The sequence below is a fragment of the uncultured Phocaeicola sp. genome (assembly GCF_948499155.1).
In the GTDB taxonomy this organism is placed as follows: Bacteria; Bacteroidota; Bacteroidia; order Bacteroidales; family Bacteroidaceae; genus Phocaeicola; species Phocaeicola faecalis.
Genome location: NZ_CAOOSE010000018.1, coordinates 24002 through 43847, shown reverse-complemented (window position 1 = coordinate 43847; position 19846 = coordinate 24002). Strand labels below are relative to the sequence as shown.

Annotated in this window: 18 protein-coding genes and 1 tRNA gene; 12 read left to right on the top strand and 7 right to left on the bottom strand. The window is 41.1% G+C overall.

Translation table 11 applies throughout. The features are described from left to right. The 8 genes from QYT14_RS12805 to QYT14_RS12770 all read left to right on the top strand — a co-directional run bounded on the left by QYT14_RS12805 (position 1) and on the right by QYT14_RS12770 (position 9173). Entirely contained in the window at positions 1-1542 is a 1542-nt protein-coding gene (locus tag QYT14_RS12805; protein ID WP_288325621.1) for a DUF6850 family outer membrane beta-barrel protein, read from the top strand. Between the two features lie 47 nt (positions 1543-1589). Further along, positions 1590-1823: a 4Fe-4S dicluster domain-containing protein gene (locus QYT14_RS12800; RefSeq protein ID WP_237039443.1), complete on the top strand. Its 234-nt coding sequence runs from the start codon at positions 1590-1592 to the stop codon at positions 1821-1823. 92 nt (positions 1824-1915) lie between these two features. Next, positions 1916-3775: an AraC family transcriptional regulator gene (locus QYT14_RS12795; RefSeq protein WP_289307201.1), complete on the top strand. Its 1860-nt coding sequence runs from the start codon at positions 1916-1918 to the stop codon at positions 3773-3775. 114 nt (positions 3776-3889) lie between these two features. Beyond that, positions 3890-6214, top strand: a complete 2325-nt coding sequence (locus QYT14_RS12790; protein ID WP_288325623.1) for an outer membrane beta-barrel family protein — start codon at positions 3890-3892, stop codon at positions 6212-6214. A 46-nt stretch (positions 6215-6260) separates the two neighbouring features. Continuing rightward, on the top strand, positions 6261-6695 hold the full coding sequence (locus QYT14_RS12785; RefSeq protein ID WP_288325624.1) for a hypothetical protein: 435 nt from the start codon (positions 6261-6263) through the stop codon (positions 6693-6695). A gap of 5 nt (positions 6696-6700) precedes the next feature. Next, positions 6701-7168, top strand: a complete 468-nt coding sequence (locus QYT14_RS12780; protein ID WP_288325625.1) for a hypothetical protein — start codon at positions 6701-6703, stop codon at positions 7166-7168. A gap of 222 nt (positions 7169-7390) precedes the next feature. Next, a complete protein-coding gene (locus QYT14_RS12775; protein WP_288325626.1) occupies positions 7391-7612 on the top strand; it encodes a hypothetical protein in 222 nt (73 codons plus the stop codon). Between the two features lie 898 nt (positions 7613-8510). After that, positions 8511-9173 (top strand): Abi family protein, encoded by a 663-nt coding sequence (locus QYT14_RS12770; RefSeq protein ID WP_172500225.1) that lies wholly within the window; start codon positions 8511-8513, stop codon positions 9171-9173. Positions 9174-9285: 112 nt separating this feature from the next. Here QYT14_RS12770 and QYT14_RS12765 read toward each other — a convergent pair. Continuing rightward, positions 9286-9369: transfer RNA gene (locus QYT14_RS12765), tRNA-Leu, on the bottom strand. A gap of 184 nt (positions 9370-9553) precedes the next feature. Here QYT14_RS12765 and QYT14_RS12760 point away from each other — a divergent pair. Next, positions 9554-10597 carry a mannose-1-phosphate guanylyltransferase gene (locus QYT14_RS12760; protein ID WP_288325627.1) on the top strand — a complete coding sequence of 348 codons (1044 nt, stop codon included), beginning with the start codon at positions 9554-9556 and terminating at the stop codon, positions 10595-10597. A 94-nt stretch (positions 10598-10691) separates the two neighbouring features. Here QYT14_RS12760 and QYT14_RS12755 read toward each other — a convergent pair whose 3' ends face one another. The 3 genes from QYT14_RS12755 to QYT14_RS12745 form a co-directional block, all read right to left on the bottom strand. Beyond that, positions 10692-11096 carry an HIT family protein gene (locus tag QYT14_RS12755; RefSeq protein WP_237039433.1) on the bottom strand — a complete coding sequence of 135 codons (405 nt, stop codon included), beginning with the start codon at positions 11094-11096 and terminating at the stop codon, positions 10692-10694. A gap of 53 nt (positions 11097-11149) precedes the next feature. Further along, positions 11150-11614, bottom strand: a complete 465-nt coding sequence (greA, locus tag QYT14_RS12750; protein ID WP_237039432.1) for a transcription elongation factor GreA — start codon at positions 11612-11614, stop codon at positions 11150-11152. 204 nt (positions 11615-11818) lie between these two features. Beyond that, a complete protein-coding gene (locus QYT14_RS12745; RefSeq protein ID WP_288325628.1) occupies positions 11819-12967 on the bottom strand; it encodes a DUF4369 domain-containing protein in 1149 nt (382 codons plus the stop codon). Positions 12968-13181: 214 nt separating this feature from the next. On the opposite strand from QYT14_RS12745, the gene pnp reads away from it, so the two are divergent. Beyond that, entirely contained in the window at positions 13182-15317 is a 2136-nt protein-coding gene (gene pnp / locus QYT14_RS12740) for a polyribonucleotide nucleotidyltransferase (protein WP_237039430.1), read from the top strand. A gap of 175 nt (positions 15318-15492) precedes the next feature. On the opposite strand, the gene rd is transcribed toward pnp, so the two are convergent. After that, positions 15493-15657, bottom strand: coding sequence for a rubredoxin (gene rd / locus QYT14_RS12735; RefSeq protein WP_005944308.1), 165 nt, complete (start codon positions 15655-15657; stop codon positions 15493-15495). 75 nt (positions 15658-15732) lie between these two features. Next, entirely contained in the window at positions 15733-16431 is a 699-nt protein-coding gene (locus QYT14_RS12730; RefSeq protein ID WP_288325629.1) for an NAD-dependent deacylase, read from the bottom strand. Positions 16432-16559: 128 nt separating this feature from the next. Here QYT14_RS12730 and QYT14_RS12725 point away from each other — a divergent pair, with 128 nt between their 5' ends. Then, on the top strand, positions 16560-17144 hold the full coding sequence (locus tag QYT14_RS12725; RefSeq protein ID WP_237039428.1) for an FKBP-type peptidyl-prolyl cis-trans isomerase: 585 nt from the start codon (positions 16560-16562) through the stop codon (positions 17142-17144). Positions 17145-17164: 20 nt separating this feature from the next. After that, the gene (locus QYT14_RS12720) at positions 17165-18025 is read left to right on the top strand and encodes an FKBP-type peptidyl-prolyl cis-trans isomerase (RefSeq protein ID WP_237039427.1); all 861 of its coding nucleotides are present in this window, start codon (positions 17165-17167) and stop codon (positions 18023-18025) included. 95 nt (positions 18026-18120) lie between these two features. On the opposite strand, the gene QYT14_RS12715 is transcribed toward QYT14_RS12720, so the two are convergent. Beyond that, complete coding sequence (locus QYT14_RS12715; RefSeq protein WP_237039426.1) at positions 18121-19812, bottom strand: Na/Pi cotransporter family protein; 1692 nt, start codon at positions 19810-19812, stop codon at positions 18121-18123. Positions 19813-19846 lie beyond the last annotated feature (34 nt).

Below are 19846 nucleotides of genomic sequence, written 5' to 3'. Positions count from 1 at the left end.
ATGAGAAAACGAATCACATTATCCATATTACTTCTAATGACCGGTATCCTCACTTTTGCCCGACCCGACTCATTACATATATATTCTATGGAAGAAATTTACAGGCAAAACAGTTGGCTGGACGGTGAAAACCCAATCGGTCTGTCTTTCAATTCTTTTCATGCATTCTCCATCGCGAAAGCGGGATACAGCCATCAGAAAGGGAATTTGGGTAATACCGCCTTTCCCTCATCGGCAGACAATTACTCCATATACAGTGAGTCATTTCAACAATTGGGAAAAGCTTCTGTGTATGGTAAGATGGGATATAGAAACAACCAAAAACACCGCATAAACTGGAACGGAATGACAGGCGACTATTGGCAAAGCCTCAACCTATGCGATTCTGTCAGCGGAAAACAAAGTGCCGAACAATATCAATTGACAGGAACATTCTCTCTACCGGTATCTGCACATTGGATGGTCGGCAGTCGGTTGGACTACCTTGTTGAATTGACAGCGAAAGATACAGACCCCAGAAACAAGAATCAATGGATGGAATGGGAATTTACTCCCGGCATCGGCTATCAGAACAAAGCGATTCGCTGGGGTGCTTCTTTTCTATACTCGAGCAAAAAAGAGAAAGTCGATTATCAGAATATAGGTGCACACAGCACTTATCCTTTCTTTATTTCTTATCCGCTGGGATTCTTCAAGACACTGCCGGGAAATGAGAATGTCGACTGGCATTATAGTGCGGAAGAACTGGGAGGAGCTTTACAACTAGAAAATAAATTCGGAGCGCTTCATTTATATCAGGAGATTAGCGGAAGGATGGGTGAACAAGATATAGTCAGCCGCCAAATACAGAACAAGAAAGAAGGCGAAACCGACTTATGGAGGATAAAATACAACGCCCGCCTTACAAGGCACTCCGCCACCCACTTCCATGAATGGAATGTACGCATTGTATACAATAATTCAGAGAGTTACGACCCGCTTCAGCAACAGGATGTAAACGGAATATGGCACACATACGGAAAAGTCCTCCGTTCTGCTTCCAAACAGAATGAATACGCTTTGGAATATGGGTATTACCGACTGCGAAACGACCAACATCCGCAGTTTTCGCTCGTCTCAGGCGTTCTGTATAATACAAGTAAACAGACTATTTTCTTTTATCCTATTAAATATGTACAACCGGCGCACCGCTTTACGCTGCATAGTACCCTCACTCACAGTCTCAGGCTGAAATCGGGAGAGATGAATTGCAGAATAGGATTAAAATATGGCAAAGGAAGCGGAGATATAATGAAGAAAGAACAATCACAAACCGGTCAAAGTATGCCGGATATCAAGTTGTGGAAGAATCCGGAGAGGTTAGAAGAAAACTTTAATATTTTAACAGAGCCTCGATGGAGTGCCCGAGCCTCTATTTTATACACTCATACATCTGACTTACAATGGTTTATTGGTATAGAAGGAGAATATGAGAAAGCCAACGGTAATCCTTCTTATGAAAATAAAAAGTATTTTTCCTTGCAGTTTGGCTTGTTATTTTAATTAGAATGAGTAATTTTGATAAAACTAACATTTAAAACACTAGAATTATGGAAAACAAAGAATCATTGGGGAACTCTAAGAAAGAGCCAATGCCAGTAGGAAAATGGAAAATTGACCAAAAAAAATGCAATGGATGTGGAGAGTGTGTAGAGGCATGTTCTATTGGTCTTCTTTACATAGATAAAGAATCACAACTTGTAGTGTTGAAAAACGAAAATTATTGTAACGAATGTGCCGATTGTGCTAGTGTCTGTGCATATCGAGCTATAACTTTCGTCTAAAGGAACTATTATAAGTGAAGATCTTATATTTAATCCTTTTATTATGCTTATGCATCTGTTGCACTAAACACAAGCAAAAGGAAGTTTATGAATTGCAACAAATATGCTCTAAAGTTGCAATTTCATCATCTTCCTTTGATTCGCTATTAATCATAATACAAAAGCAACCTATCAACGAACAAGTAAAGTATGCTATCCAAATAGCAGAAAGAAATGAAAATAAAGCAAACACAATACAAAAACAAAAAGATTTGTTAATGCATTTCTTACCATTTGCTTCAAACAGAGAACGAAAAAGCATACTATTGCGTGTAATTGAGCTATGCAATAAATTAGAAGTTAGAAATACAAATACTATAATATCGGACATAGAATTTAATTATATTCATGAGCTAGAAACAAATTATTCATTAACTCAAGAAGAAAAATGGAAAGTGAAACGGCTCAAAGCTCAATTACTTAACAGAAGAGGAAAACAAGAAGAATATCTACCTATTTGGTTTGAATTACTTAAAGAGCACCGTATAGCTAATATCCCCCAATATATTGTTGATGATTTACTCATTATCGCTAATCACCTAAGTAGGTTAGGTGATTATAATCAAGCTATCTCTACGTACGAAGAGGCATACCAATTAATCATAGCCAACCAGTTAAGTAATTTACAGAACTCTTGTTTACCACCATTAATCAAGCTATTAGCTGATAATAAAAATTACTCTAAAGCCCTGTATTATTATAATGATGCTATCAAGCATAATAAAGAAATAGTCACGACTTCTCCTTCTATCCAAAATCTGTTAGTAACGTGCTATTTAGGTCTCCACAAGCCAGATAGCGCACGCATTGTTTTATCTGAAAGATTAAACGGAAAAGAAAGGAACAGTTTCTTCCTTAACTGTAAAATGTCTGAAAGCTACATCATTGAAGGAAAAGAAGACTCTGCCATATATTTCATAAACAAAGCCATTGAAACCAATCCCAATATAAAGAATCTGCCTAATTATTCGTTATCAACTTTTTCTTATTTAGCAAACTTATTACATAAACATCAAAAAGAACAACAAGCAAACTATTATTACTCAATGGTAGAGCCTTTAATGAAAGAGTCCAGCCAAGTAGCCCCATTATTAGAAAGACAAATTGAGGCACTAACCAGTTTCAGCCATTTCTGTCGTTCTACCAAACAATATAAGAAAGCACTCGAATTAATTGCTCACAGAGACTCTATTCAACAACTTTACAATGAAATGCAAAAGGAAAAAGACAGCAAAAACTTAGCAGACCGGCTTGAAATTCAAGAACTCCAATTCAACCTAGAGAAAAAAGACACAGAATTGGAATATTCCCGCCATTTGACGTATGCAATCATCATAAGTATTATGATATTTATTGCACTCAGCCCCATTGCATTCTACCTTATAAAATGGAAAATCACCAGTTCGCAAAACAAAGCCAAGAAGAAAGCACCGCTTCAAGAGACTGTCAACAACCAACAGGACAAACAGCAGAAGGCAACTGTTATCTCCCCATCCAAAAGCATAGACCGCCCCAAAAGTCCGACACAGCAAAATACGACCTTATTCGCATACATTCATACCGTTGTCATGGATCACAACAGATTCTTAAGCAAGGATTTGTCTATTGAATTCGTTACCAAAGAAGTAAAAAGTAACCGTGACTATGTGTCAAAGGCTGTCAACATGTGTACCGGCATGGACTTTACTACATGGATTAATAATCTCCGTATCGATTACGCTATAGCCGCCATACACAAAGAACCGACCCTAGACCTCGGCACTCTATCAGAACAATGTGGATTCAAATCCTATGCAACCTTCAACCGCAATTTTAAACGCTACAAAGGAGTTACTCCCAGAGCCTTTATCGCAAACATCAATAAAGCCGCCTTCTCTAAAAAGTATAAAACCGCTCCCGATAAATGCAGTTAGAGCCAACTTAAAAAACAGTAGCGCCGGCTAAAGTTTCCGACTATTTACTTGTAGATACCAATAATTTTCGCGACATTGCCCCCGAAAGAGTATAGCGAACACATTTATCACGATATGAAAGCACTTAATATTGCATTACTTATATTGGCTTGCCAAGGCATAATCACCGGACTTTTTGCACAAACAGTCAGTGGAAAATTAGTAGACGAAGAGAACAAACCGATGCCATACGCCAACGTGGTACTGCTGTCACTCCCCGACTCTGCCTTCGTGACCGGAACGATAAGCGGAGAGGACGGAACATTCAGTCTGAACACAATACCCCCACACCAAATCATACGCATCTCCTCTATCGGATATGCCACCATATACCGACCGGTAAATCTTGCCGACATAGGTGTTGTCCAACTGACGGCAGACACACATCAGCTGGGTGCAGTGACCGTAAAAGCCGACTTACCCAAAATGCGTCTGAAGGGCGATGCGATGGTGACCACAGTTGCCGGCAGCGTATTAGAAAAATCCGGTACAGGAAACGATTTGCTCGACAAGATACCGGGTATTTCGGCTGAAGAAGGGACGGTAAATGTGTTCGGAAGAGGAACGGCAGAAATCTACATCAACGGAAGAAAAGTGAGAAGCAGCTCGGAACTGGAGCAACTTTCTTCAGACAACGTAAAGAGCGTGGAAGTGGTGCGCAATCCAGGAGCACGCTACGACGCTTCCGTGAAAGCCGTTGTGCGCATCATCACCAAGAAATCGCAAGGCGAAGGTTTCGGCTTCGACAACCGGCTCGTGACACGCAACCGCCGCACGTATGGCTGGAGCGTCTATGACCAGTTCAACTTCAACTACCGCAAAAACGGCTTCGATCTCTCCGGCAGTTTATTCGGAGGCACATTGCGAGGCGGAAACAACCAGCAGATTATCATCGACACCCATTTGGACAAGTTATGGCAGCAAAAGATGGACGGCTCATACGCCAAGACAAAACGCAGCAACATAGAAGGCACACTCGCCATGAGTTATCAGTTCAATGAAAAACATTCCATGGGAATCCGCTACAACATAGACCGCTATATGGCTACCCATGGAGACTGGCGATATCTCACACAAGTGTTCTCCGACAACCAACTTTACGAGAAGAGTTTCAGCCGGATGATGCTTTACGACCCTTCCACCAGCCACAACCTGAACTATTACTACAACGGACAGATAAACAACTGGAACATCGACTTCAATGCCGACGGCTTATGGAGCCCTACCAAAGAAACGCAGAACACGACGGAAATCATCAACGAACACGATGAAAACCATGTCAATACCTTCAATGAAAACAACAATACACTTTATGCCGCCAAGCTGGTACTTTCACACCCTCTGTGGCAAGGCAATTTATCATTTGGAGGTGAATACTCGCATACCGGACGCACCAATCTCTACCTCAACCCGGAAGGTATCCTTGCCGATGATGACAGCGAGATAAAGGAAGGGGCAGCCTCCATGTTTGTGGACTATACACGGTCCTTCGGTGATGTAAGCATACAGGCAGGCATCCGATACGAGCACGTGGGCTTCGACTACTACGAAAAAGGCAAACACATAGACGTACAAAGCCGTAAGTTCGATAACATATTCCCATCGCTGAACATCAATTTCCCCATCGGAAAGACACAGGTGCAGCTCAGCTATGCAGGAGACATCGCCCGCCCTTCTTACGACAATCTGCGAAACAACACCTATTATGCCAACCGCTATACCTATCAGACAGGAAACCCTTTCCTGACTCCGACCATGACGCAAAACATCTTGCTGTCAGCCTCTTACCAATGGCTGAATGTCTCCGTGGGATACAGCCGCGTGAAAGACGACATGATGCAGATATCAGAAAACTATTCGGAAGAGAACCCCACCATTTCACTACTGAAAGTGGTAAACACCGAATCCTACGACCGCATGACGGCATCACTGACAGTGGCGCCCACCGTCGGGCTGTGGAAACCGCAGTTCACGGCAGAACTCTACAAGCAGTGGTTCTCCATCAAAACCCACAACGGCATGATGTCACTCAACAATCCTGTCGGCACATTCGTCTGGCGCAATAACTTCTCGCTGCCTGCCGGTATATTACTGGATGTAAACGCCGCCTACACCACTTGCGGACACAACCAAAACATGTACCAGCAAAAAGATGCGTGCAATGTTTCGCTGGCTTTATACAAAGCCTTCTTCGACAACCGGCTGAGCATGCAACTGCAAGCCAATAATCTTTTAGAAACCGATGATGCGGACGTAGTGATATACAGTGGCATACGCACGATGAGCGATTATATCACCCAGTTCCGACAGGTCACTTTCACCCTGCGCTACAAGTTCAATGCTGCAAAGAACAAGTATAAAGGAACAGGAGCCGGACAGAGCCAGAAGAGCCGTATGTAAGCCTATCGATAAGAAAGACATTGAAAAACAGATAAATCAATCAAATATGGAACTCAGAAATCTATTTGGCATACTCCTTCCCATTGCCTGCCTCACCTCATGCCTTGCTTCATGCAACCGAAACCACAGGTCACAACAGTATGAAAACGGATGGTATCACATCATATCCGAACAAAAAGACAGCATTGACCCTGAACCGATTGTGACTGTAAAAGACTTTAGTGCACTCCGACTGGACACCGACGCCTTCGGCAGATATGCAATAACCGGAAAAGTGAGTCAACACAAGCAAAACAAATGGGCGGACGAAACGGAAAAAGCGATAGGACAGCAAATAGCCTTTATTTTCAACGATTCTGTTATTACAAACCCGCAAGTAAACGGAAGGATAGAAAGCGGTTCTTTTCAGATAACGTCTTTTCAAGACGACAGACTACCCGATATCTACCGACAACTTAAAAAGGAACAACATCTAAAATAAATACTATGGCAAGAGAATTGAATTTTACACTGGAAGGCGTACAAGGCAATTTAAAATTAGAGTACGGCCCTTTTAAACAACGTTTATATCAAGACGGAAGAGAGATTAAAAGACAAGGACGGTTTAATCCGAAGTATCATATAACCAATACCAATGGAGAACAAGAAGAAATAAAGATTGTCTACGGACTTGACTTTGTCCATGTCGCAGTGTTCCGCGGGCGAAAAATCGATTTGGAAGAACGCCTGTCTACCCGCGAGTATATTGTGGGTGGACTGCCTGTGTTACTTATCCTCCTAGGCGGACTAATCGGTGCTTTATTTGGAATCATAGGCGCGACGTTCAATTACAATTATATGCGGAAAGAAAAATCATTTGTGAAACAACTGCTTGTCTCCTTAGTTGTCTCCGTTGCCTGCTATATAGCTTATTTCATACTCGCCATTTGCCTCCAATTACTAGTAGTGGGATAAATCCTCCCACAAAGTAAATCCCTACAAACAACCCCGCTGTTGGTTCATGCTCGGAACAAGCAGCGGGAAAATCTATTAGCCATTCGATTCACCTACTTATCAAAGTGGCTATTAAATATTAGAATCATACTCTCATTTTCTTTTTATTGAGAAAATGTCTTGTTTCCTGTTTCTACAACTGAATGTAGTTCATCAACAACCGGGAAGTACGTCCGTTACATCATGAACACTTCCAGTGATATGCATCAAGGCAGCTTTGCGCCCTGCTTCTTCTCTTGCCTGTTCGTAGGCATTCTTCAACCCCTCATTCATCTGTTGATAAGGGAACCGGTAGTGAGTGGACACCTCGTCACCACCCTTTCAGCCTCCTTTCATTCGTCAAAAAGGAAATTGCTGAAGGCAGATTGTGAAGGGACTTGGAAAGCATGGCTGAAGGGAGGATGAGGGGATGTCCTGTCATCTTTAACCAACTGTTCGTCAGTGCGTTAAATTTAAAATGTAAGGATGAACGGAGAAGAAGGAATGAGCAGCTTTGTGAGGGGGTGTAATCTACCCCTACCTTAAAAACATGCCGAGCTTTTTTAAAAAGATGGTGAAGTTTTTTGGAAAGGCGCTGAAGTTTTTTGGAAACATAAAGAGCTTTTTGGGAAACACAAAGGTCTTTTTTCAACATTCAGTGTGGGCTGCCTATTTTTAAATGTGTATGTACGCATCAGACTTCACACATACGGTGACATAAGCCTACACGGACGTACGCATAAGCCTACACGTATATACGCATCGGGCTACACGGACGTACGCATAAGCCTACACGTATATACGCATCGGGCTACACGGACGTACGCATAAGCCTGCATGTATATATGTCATTGTGTCAGGCTCCGTCATATTGTGTGCCAGGTGATTGGATTAGTTTGTCTCCCTTTCTTGACAAACGCTACCTCCCGCTATCGCTTCCGGTTCAACGTGCAGACATTTGATCCGGCGGAAGAATTTAATCTGGGGCAGTAGAAATTTAGTGGGGAGGAGTAAGCATATAAATTAGATAAGTAACAAACAACTATTACAGCTCAGGGAAAACTTCAACAGTTAAGAATATACAAAAAACGGCCAATTTACATTCTTGGGTGTAAAACTGGGTGTTTATTTTGCAATTTACTGATTTTCAGCGTTTATTGCGGAGAGACAGGCTCTAACAAAATTCTGCCATTATCATAGGTACATAAAAAACAATAACCCTGAAGTTTGCTTGTTCAGCAGGGACAACAGGGTCTTACGCTTGCAAATATAGGCATTAATTTCTATATTTGCAAGAGATGTTCCGTTTTTAAACTTATACCAAATGAAATATGACGAATGTTTGCAGGTACTATCCCCTGCAAGATTAAATAAATACGCACAAGCAAGTGGCAATGAAAAAGCCAAGACCTTGCGGCTATACCAATACAACATCAAGTTGAGCCAACGTTTTTATGGGGTTATCGGTATGTTTGAGATAATGCTACGCAATGCCATAAACGCTCACTACAAACAATATTTCAACGATGATAATTGGATTATCAACCAAGCAAGACCCAATGGATTGCTTGAACAGGAAACTTCCGAAATAGTACGCATACAACGCACTTATACCAATATGGGGGTATACAACAACGATAAGATGGTAGCTTCCTTTACATTTGGTTTCTGGACTTATCTGTTTACAAGACGCAATTACCGCATAGGAGGAAAAACACTTCTTCAAATATTCCCCAACAAAGCCCATGGTTTAAAGCAAACAGACATCTACAAACAACTGACTGCCATCCGTGAATTTCGCAACCGAATAGCACATCATGAACCTATCTGTTTCAACGCCACACGCATCATAGATACAAGTTATGCCAAAGAACATTATGAGTTAATACGAACCTATATAGAATATATGGGATTTGATTCGGATTCTGTATTGCGAATGGTAGAAAAGCCAGATTCTATACTAAAGGTAATAGATGGCATGAAGTAAATGCCCCATCTTTGATAAGACACATAAGGATGATTGGGAACAATTTGGGAACATCTCCGATAAAAACAAAAAGCTAAGTACTGAATTATCAATTACTTAGCTTTTATCTTCGTACCCAGACCCGGGGTCGAACCGGGATGGAAGTGAATCCACTGGTGTTTGAGACCAGCGCGTCTACCGATTCCGCCATCTGGGCATCTCTTGAAACATTGTTTGTTTCTCGATTGCGGTTGCAAAGGTACGACTTTTTTTCATACCTGCAAACTTTTCGGCGTTTTTTTTCAAAAAAAGATAAATATACCATCATTTATGGTAGATTGAACAAGGGAAATATAAAAATAAGCCCTATATTAGCACAAACTTTAAAACGATTCAATATCATGACGAACAGCAATAATTATTGTGTGATCATGGGGGGAGGTATCGGAAGCCGATTTTGGCCATATAGCCGTAAAAATCTCCCTAAGCAATTCCTTGATTTCTTTGGTACAGGACGTTCTCTTATCCAACAGACATTCGACAGATACAAGAGAATCGTCCCATTAGAGAATATATTCGTAACAACCAATGTGCTATATAAGGAATTAGTCCAAGAGCAACTTCCTGAATTAAAAGAAGAACAAATTTTATTGGAACCGACAAGAAGAAGCACGGCACCGTGCATTGCATGGGCTTCCTATCATATTAAAGGAATAAACCCCAATGCAAATGTCATCGTTGCACCGTCTGACCATCTGATTCTGAAAGAAGATGAATTTAAAGAGGCCATCATAAAAGGACTGGAATTTGTTTCACAGTCTCCACAATTGCTTACTCTAGGGATTAAGCCCAACCGCCCGGAAACCGGTTATGGCTACATACAGATAGATGAAGAGAAACAAGGGGATTTCTTTAAAGTCAAAACCTTTATCGAGAAACCGCAACTGGACTTTGCCAAAGTATTCGTTGAAAGCGGGGAGTTCTATTGGAATTCCGGAATTTTCCTTTGGAATATCAACACAATTATCAATGCATTCAACGAAATAATGCCGGAAGTGTGCTCCAAATTATCCGAAGGCGAAGAAGACTTTGCTTCATGTCCTAACATATCTATTGATTACGGCATCATGGAAAAAGCAAACAATGTCTTTGTACAACTATGTGACTTCGGATGGGCTGATTTGGGAACCTGGAGTTCTCTTTATGATGTCGCACCAAAAGACGAGAATGAGAATGTAGCAATTAACGGCAATTCCTTATTATATAATTGCAAACAGAATGTGGTTGTGGTACCGGAAGGAAAGTTAGCAGTGATCCAGGACCTAGAAGGTTATCTGGTGGCTGCAACCGACAATGTGCTGCTTATCTGCAAAAAAGATGACGAAAGTGCCATCCGTAAGTTTGTCAACGATGTCCAGATTAAACTAGGAGATAGGTTCGTGTAACAGACAAGACCGTTCCGGATTCATATAAAAAACAGAGGGCGCATCTTTCAACCAAGATACGCCCTTTTTATAATATATAGAAAAAGAGGATTACTTATTTCAGACCTTCCCAGGCTTCATTAATTGCTCTAGCTATCTCAATAAACTCTTCGTCAGCAAGTTTTAATTTAGGATTTGAGAAAATCATATCCGATTCCTTTTGAATTGGGATTAAATGAATATGAGCATGGGGTACTTCAAGACCAATAACAGCTTCTCCCACCTTCTTACACGGGAAGGATTTCTGTATGGCCAATGCCACTTTCTTTGCAAATACATGCATAGAAGCCAATTCATCATCTGTCAAATCGAAGATATAATCCACTTCACGCTTAGGCACTACCAACGTATGTCCTTTTGCTAACGGATTGATATCCAGAAAAGCGTAAAATTCTTCATTCTCGGCCACCTTGTAGCTGGGAATCTCACCTGCGATAATCTTACTAAATATTGTTGCCATATCAATGAGTATTTAAAAAGGCAGAACCGCACGAAACGACCCTGCCTTATACTTTAAAACGAAATGTTTACTACTTCCAAACTGATTTTTCCCTGAGGGATAGTGATTTCAGCCACATCACCTACCTTTTTGCCTAATAAACCTTGCGCAATCGGTGTGTTAACAGAAATCTTACCCAGTTTCAAGTTTGCTTCGCTTTCAGCCACGATAGTGTAAGCCATCTTCATGCCTGTTTTAGCGTTCTTCAACTCTACTTTACTCAAAATCTGGACTGTGTCGTTTTTCAGTTTTGACGTATCGATAATCTTAGCATCACCGATAGTAGTTTTCAACTGATTAATCTTCATTTCCAACAAGCCCTGTGCTTCCTTTGCAGCATCATACTCTGCATTCTCCGACAAATCACCTTTGTCACGAGCTTCCGCAATAGCCGATACAATTTTGGGACGTTCTACTGATTCCAAGTATCTCAACTCTTCCACCAGTTGTTTGTAACCCTCTTCTGACATATAAGCCATAATGTTTTCCTCCTTTTTAATTATTATATATTTTTCATTGTTTATACTCGGTCCTATAAAAACAAAAAGAATTCCGACACTGAAGATGTCGGAACCCTCTCTATTATTTTAAGTTTTGCAAAGATAGCTTTTTAAGCAATACAAGTCAAGTCCAAAGCCATGCTATGTAACATGTTTAAACAAATCAGACTCATTATTATGTTTTTACAAGAGTTTTTTGATAGATTCTTCCAAATCAGTAATCGTTTCACCACGTGCGCTTAATTCGTTAGCTCGGTTCACCAAGAAAACAGCAGGCAGATTAGTCACACTATACAATGTAACATACTGAGAATATGCCCCATTAGCATCACGCACACAAATCCACGGCAAATTGTCGGAAGAGGTCTTCCAAAAATGTTCATCGGCATCCAACGAAATCTGGTAAATTTCCAGTCCTTGAGAGGCATACTTATTATATAACTCGCGCAAAGCCAGATTATGAACCGCCGACATAGCATTGTTGTAAACCGTAAAATCAATCAATATCACCTTCCCTTTCAAGTCAGTCAAACGACGTACATTGCCTTTGATATCTTTCAACTCAATATCAATGATGGTAGCCTCTTTTATCTTGTCTTGCGGAATATCTAGTTCTGTCTGGCGGGGAGTGCGTGTGTTCTTCATACCTTTAATAACCATATTATAAAGGTTTCGAGAACGGTCTGCGTGCGGATAAGTATTATTCAGACTGGTTGCCACAGCTGCAAAGCACTTAACATCATCCTTATTGGTCAATGGGTCAAAAAGCATATACCCATTCAAAGCCTGAAACAAGGCAAAATATGCATAAGTCATATTAGGAGCCGCAAAGATATATTCACGTTTCACTTTATTCTTATAGTTATTGACCATTGACACCAAACTGTCCTGAGCAACTCCGGCCGGAATGTTACGGTTATGGGCCAATTGATCTACGCGTTTCTGCAAATCAGCCAGCAATAATACCAATTCTTTAATCTTCGTATTATTTTCCGAACCTTCAATAGAATATCCTGTTGCAAAGTCATTAGCTCCGGCCTTCACTGTCAGTGCCTCAATAGAGTCAACCGAAAAATTAATCACCTTATTATCCAGGCGCAAACGATAAAACTCCGGCGATTCAGGACGTTTTCCGCTAAAGCTGAAACTTCCATTACTTCCCAATTTCGTAGAATCAAGCGCCACAATACCATCCAGTCCCGACGCTTCAAAATACAAAGTCTTATTATCGGCACCGCTAATCTCACCTGAGACTTTAAATTTCGGTTCATTATCGCAAGCGCTCAGTACCATCAACAGAAGTGCGAGCAAAAAATATACATTCTTTTTCATCGCTAAAATTAATATAATGTGTGTTTTCTAATAAATTTCCGCTGCAAAGATACGTCTTTTCACGGTTTGTCAAAGCATTTATTTAGCTTCTTACACATTAAAATGAAAAAAAACAGTAATCTGTGTAACTTTTTAGCTCATTTTCACCCGATTAGAAGAATAAATACCTATCTTTGCATGAATTTTAGACGAAAATTATATTAAAACATTTTTTATGATTAATCCAATTGTTAAGACGATCGAGCTTCCCGATGGTAGAACCATTACGCTCGAAACGGGAAAGCTGGCAAAACAGGCAGACGGTTCTGTAATGCTCCGCATGGGTAACACCATGTTGCTAGCTACTGTTTGTGCAGCAAAAGATGCAGTTCCCGGTACAGATTTCATGCCCCTTCAGGTAGAGTACAAAGAAAAATATTCAGCATTCGGACGTTTTCCCGGTGGTTTTACCAAGAGAGAAGGCAAAGCTTCGGATTATGAAATTCTGACTTGCCGTTTGGTAGACCGCGCCTTGCGTCCTTTATTTCCCGATAACTTTCACGCAGAGGTATATGTAAACATTGTCTTGTTCTCGGCAGATGGAGTAGATATGCCGGATGCATTGGCAGGATTGGCTGCTTCAGCTGCTTTGGCTGTTTCTGACATCCCATTCGGAGGTCCGATTTCAGAAGTACGTGTCGCACGTATTGACGGTCAGTTTGTTATTGACCCGACTTTCGAGCAACTGGAAAAAGCTGACATGGACTTAATGGTAGCTGCTACTTATGACAACATCATGATGGTAGAAGGCGAAATGGATGAAGTAAGCGAACAAGATTTGCTGGCTGCCATGAAAGTCGCTCACGATGCTATCAAAATCCACTGTAAAGCTCAGATGGAATTGATGGAAGAAGTTGGCTCTACTGTCAAACGCGAATATTGCCACGAAGAAAATGACGAAGAACTCCGTAAAGCTGTACATGACGCCTGCTACGAAAAAGCTTATGCTATCGCTGCATCAGGAAACAGAAACAAGCACGAACGCCAAGATGCATTCGATGCTATTCGCGAAGAGTTCAAAGCTCAATATACAGAAGAAGAACTGGAAGAAAAAGCTCCGTTGATTGACCGTTACTATCACGATGTGGAAAAAGAGGCGATGCGTCGTTGTATCCTCGATGAAGGCAAACGTCTTGACGGACGCCAGACTACAGAAATCCGTCCAATCTGGTGTGAAGTCGGCTATCTGCCCGGTCCTCACGGTTCTGCTATTTTCACTCGCGGTGAAACTCAGTCTTTGAGCTCTGTCACATTAGGTACAAAACTGGATGAAAAGATGGTGGACGATGTATTGGATCAGCACAAAGAGCGTTTCCTGTTACATTATAACTTCCCTCCCTACTCAACCGGTGAAGCAAAAGCTCAACGTGGTGTAGGCCGTCGTGAAATCGGTCACGGCCATTTGGCATGGCGTGCTTTAAAAGGACAAGTGCCTGCCAACTATCCGTACTCTGTACGTGTCGTTTCTGATATCCTTGAGTCAAACGGTTCATCTTCAATGGCTACCGTATGTGCCGGAACTCTGGCATTGATGGATGCAGGTGTACCGATGAAGAAGCCTGTCTCAGGTATTGCAATGGGATTGATTAAGAATGTCGGTGAAGAAAAATATGCAGTATTGTCTGATATCCTTGGTGACGAAGATCACTTGGGAGATATGGACTTCAAGGTTACCGGTACTCGTGATGGTATTACCGCTACACAGATGGATATCAAGGTAGATGGTTTATCATACGATATTCTGGAAAAAGCGTTGAATCAGGCTAAAGAAGGACGCATGCACATTCTCGGCAAGATTACCGAATGCATTGCTGAACCTCGCGCAGAACTGAAGCCTCATGCTCCGCGCATCGAGACAATGACTATTCCTAAAGAATTCATTGGAGCTATCATCGGCCCGGGCGGAAAGATTATCCAAGGTATGCAGGAAGAAACCGGCGCAACCATCACTATCGAAGAAGTAGACGGTGTAGGCCGTATCGAGATTGCCGGAACTAACAAGAAATGCATTGATGATGCTATGCGTATCATTAAAGGTATTGTTGCAGTTCCCGAAGTCGGCGAAGTATATGTAGGTAAGATTCGTTCTATCATGCCTTACGGTGCTTTTGTTGAGTTCTTGCCGGGTAAAGACGGTTTGTTGCACATTTCTGAAATCGACTGGAAACGCCTCGAGACTATCGAAGAAGCCGGTCTGAAAGAAGGTGACGAAATCGAAGTCAAATTACTTGATATTGACCCGAAGACTGGTAAATTCAAACTTTCCCGCAAAGTATTGTTGCCGCGTCCCGAAAGACAAGAAAAGAAATAAGACTATTCAACTCTTATATAAAAGCACAACCTGCGATGCAGATTGTGCTTTTCTTTTTACCACCAACCATAATAAAAGAACAACAATAAAAAAGCGCAACTAATAACTAGCTGCGCTATCTAATATATCCTGTGGAAACCTTCCACTTAATTGACATGCTACCTATAGACCGGAATTAATCTTCCTGCACTTCAAAGTCATCTTTACCAACTCCACAAAGAGGGCAAACCCAATCATCTGGAATATCTTCAAATGCTGTTCCCGGAGCGATTCCACCTTCCGGATCTCCTACTTCTGGGTCGTATACCCAACCACATACTACGCAAACGTACTTTTTCATAATTGTTTCAGTTTTATGTTTTAAATGTTCTTTTAAATACATAACAAATATACTATGAATTTGTTCATGTACAAGCTATCCCACCAATATTTTTTTCAATTCCTCCATACCGTCCGAAGCCCCTTTGCGTATGACATACACTTTTCGGCCTGAAGCTATAGGTACTTCTTTGGGATCTATTAAATAGACAGGAACATCACGAGGCACATAATTCAACAATCCGGCTGCCGGATATACATTCAAGGAAGTTCCTATTATTAAAAAGATATCAGCACTTTCGACATATTCAATGGCCTTCTCAATCATGGGTACAGACTCACCGAACCATACAATAAAAGGACGTAATTGCGAACCGTCAGCAGCAAGGTCTCCCACCTTCACCTCAAATTCCTCCGGCTTTAATTCTTTTATATAGCTAGGATTATTGGGTTGCAAAGTAGAAGTAACTTTTGTCAACTCACCATGCAAATGGATAACATGACCACTACCGGCCCGTTCGTGCAGATTATCAATATTCTGAGTAATCACAGTTACATTAAAAAACTTCTCCAGTTCAGCCACCAGTTCATGTCCCCGGTTCGGCTTAACCTGCAACAACTGTTTACGCCGTTCATTATAAAACTGAATCACCAACTGAGGATTCGCAATATAACCTTCCGGAGTAGCCACCTGCTCCACAGGATATCGATCCCATAGTCCTCCCGCATCACGAAAGGTACTAATACCACTTTCGGCACTCATTCCGGCACCGGTCAGAATCACTAAATTCTTCATTTTTAGGCCTCCTCTTTAAACTAGACACACAAAAATAAGAAAAATTAAATTGTTAAAATCATAATCATTCAAATAAAAGACCTACCTTTGTGCGTTTTGTAGAAAAACATCTTATAAAATAAACAGTTATGGATAAATTTAGTTACGCTATCGGCCTGGGAATCGGCCAAAATTTGCTGAGCATGGGTGCTCAAGGTATCAACGTGAATGACTTTGCTCAGGCAATTAAAGACGTATTAGATGGAAAAGAAACAGCTATCAGTCACAATGAGGCACGCGAAATCGTGAACAAATATTTCGAAGAGCTGGAAACTAAAATGAATGCAGCAAATATCGAAAAGGGCAAATCTTTTCTGGAAGAGAATGCCAAAAGACCTGAAGTTATAACACTCCCCAGCGGCTTGCAATATGAAATAATCAAAGAAGGTAATGGTAAAAAGCCGGGAGCTACCGACCGTGTGAAGTGTCATTACGAAGGTACACTGATTGACGGAACATTGTTTGATAGTTCTATCAAACGCGGTGAACCGGCTGTATTCGGTGTTAACCAAGTTATTAAAGGATGGGTAGAAGCTTTGCAACTAATGACAGAAGGCTCTAAATGGAGATTATTCATCCCTTCTGAACTGGCTTATGGCGCACAGCAAGCAGGTGAAATGATTCCTCCTCACAGCACATTGATTTTCGATGTAGAATTAATTGAAGTATTATAATATTAAAGTATTTAAGGCAAATGAAAAAAATTAGTTTTTTTGTAGCTATCGCTGCTGCTGCCAGCTTAGCTTCTTGTACAGCTCAGGCACCAAAAGCAAACATGAAGAGTGATGTAGATTCACTTTCTTATATGATGGGTGTTGCCAACACACAGGGATTGGATATGTATCTTCAACAGCAAGGCGTTGACAGCACTTATATGGCAGAGTTCCTTAAAGGTGTTACAGACGGAGCCAACAAGACAAGCCCCAAAGACGTTGCATACATGGTAGGTCTGCAGGTCGGACAACAAGTGGGCGGCCGTATGTTTGACATGATGAGCCAACGTTTATTTGGCAACGATTCTACTCAAAGCTTGGACAAAGCAAACTTCTTGGCAGGTTTTGTCGCAACTCTGAAGAAGCAGAACATTATGTCTGTAGAAGAAGCCAACATGTTTGTTCAGACTAAAGCAGAAGCTATTCAGGCAAAAGCAACAGAAGCCAAATATGCAGACAACAAAGCTGCAGGAGAAAAATTCTTGGCTGAAAATGCAAAAAAAGAAGGTGTAAAGACTACTCCCAGCGGTCTTCAATACAAAGTTATCAAAGAAGGTAAAGGTGCCATCCCTACCGATTCTTCAACTGTAAAAGTAAACTATAAAGGTACTTTAATTGACGGTACTCAGTTCGATAGCTCATACGACCGTAAAGAGCCCTTTGTCACTCGTGCCAACCAAGTAATCAAAGGATGGACAGAAGCATTGACCATGATGCCTGTCGGTTCAAAATGGGAACTTTATATCCCGCAGGATTTGGCTTACGGTTCACGCGATGCCGGTCAAATCAAACCTTTCTCTACTTTGATTTTCGAAGTTGAATTGATTGATATCGAAAAATAATCATTCAAAAATGATTCTATTATAAGAAAGCGTGAGTCCCGATAACGGGCTCACGCTTCTCTTTTTTATATCATTATAATGAGATACAACAAACACTACTGTTTCTTTTCTTTCATATCTGTTCGTGCCTCAACTACATTAACCACATAGTCCCCCAATTTTTCGCACTCACCGATAAGGTCCATATAGTGTACACCCATTTGATAATCATACTCCTTGTTGTTCACATCCAGCACATTCTGATTCTTCAACTGGCTACGATAATTGTTTATCTCATTCTCAATATTAAAAGACTTATTCACATCCACCTGATGATCCTCATCCTCCACTAAAGACACCATTTGCTTCAAAGCATCATCAGTCAACTGAAACATTTGGTGAATATGGCTATACTGTTTCTCTGTAAAGTCTTCATTACCCCGATATTTATGATTAATGGTACGTGCAAGGTTATAACAACTGTCACCAATACTTTCTATCTCCGTCACTTCGCGCAACATGGCACGAATCTTCAACTTACTTTCAGAGCTCAAACGTCCTTCAGACACCTGATTCAAATAATTGGCAATCTCCAACTCCATGTTGTCACTTATGTTCTCATACTTCTCAATACGACTGAAAAGCTTATTAAAATCATTTTCATTCGATGTATGAAGCAAATCACATACCATGCCAAACATACGGCGGGTACGTTCGGCAAATAAATTTATCTCTTTGCGAGCCTGGACAATAGAAAGCTCAGCCGTCGACAACAGTCCACCGGTAATAAAACGCAGTCTGAATTCTTCTTCATCCTCCTTAGGCTTGATGACCCAACATACCACCTTTTCTATCGGTTTAATAAACCAAATAAGAATCAGCACATTACAAATATTGAATGCAGTGTGAAAAGCAGATAGTTTATAAGTAATAGCCACCTCAGGGCTCACCCCGGGAAAAAGACTATTGACCACATCACTTACCATATTGACAAACGGATGGAATATACACAATATCCATATCACACCAAATGTGTTAAAGATAAAGTGTGCCAATGCCGCGCGCCTAGCCTGAGCATTTGCCGTCAATGCAGCAATATTCGAAGTCACAGTCGTACCGATATTCTCGCCCATCACCAAAGCTATACCCAGATACAAGTCAAGTACACCACTAGAGCAAAGAATCAAAGTAATAGCCATTACTGCCGCCGATGATTGGGCACACATAGTAATGACACCGCCAATCAAAAGAAACAGCAGAATAGACAGGAATCCCCACTCCTTGCAAGAAGTAATGAAACTAAGGATAGCCGCATTGTGTTCCAGATCCATGTGCATAGCGTTTTCACGCAATGTAGTCAAACCCAAGAACATAAATGCAAAACCAAAGATGAATTCTCCAAAAGACTTTTTCTGGCTTTTACTGGAAAAAATAAGAGGAACGGCTAAAGCAAAAAGAGGGAAAATGAGATTATTCATGTCTATCTGAAAACCAAATACGGACATAATCCATGCAGTCACCGTAGTACCGATATTAGCTCCCATAATGACAGAAATAGCTTGACCCAAGGTCAGCAATCCGGCATTAACAAAACTAACGGTCATCACCGTAGTAGCAGTAGAAGACTGTACGGAAGCCGTTACAAATGCTCCTGTCAGCAGTCCTGTGAACCTGTTGGTTGTCATTGCTCCAAGAAAATGACGAAGCTGCCCACCCGTCAGTTTCTGCAAGGCTTCGCTCATGGTCTTCATACCATACATAAGAAGAGCCAGCGACCCTATCAGTTTCAAAAAAATAAATATAGACATTATCTCACTTTTATTATATAACTCTCTATTTTAT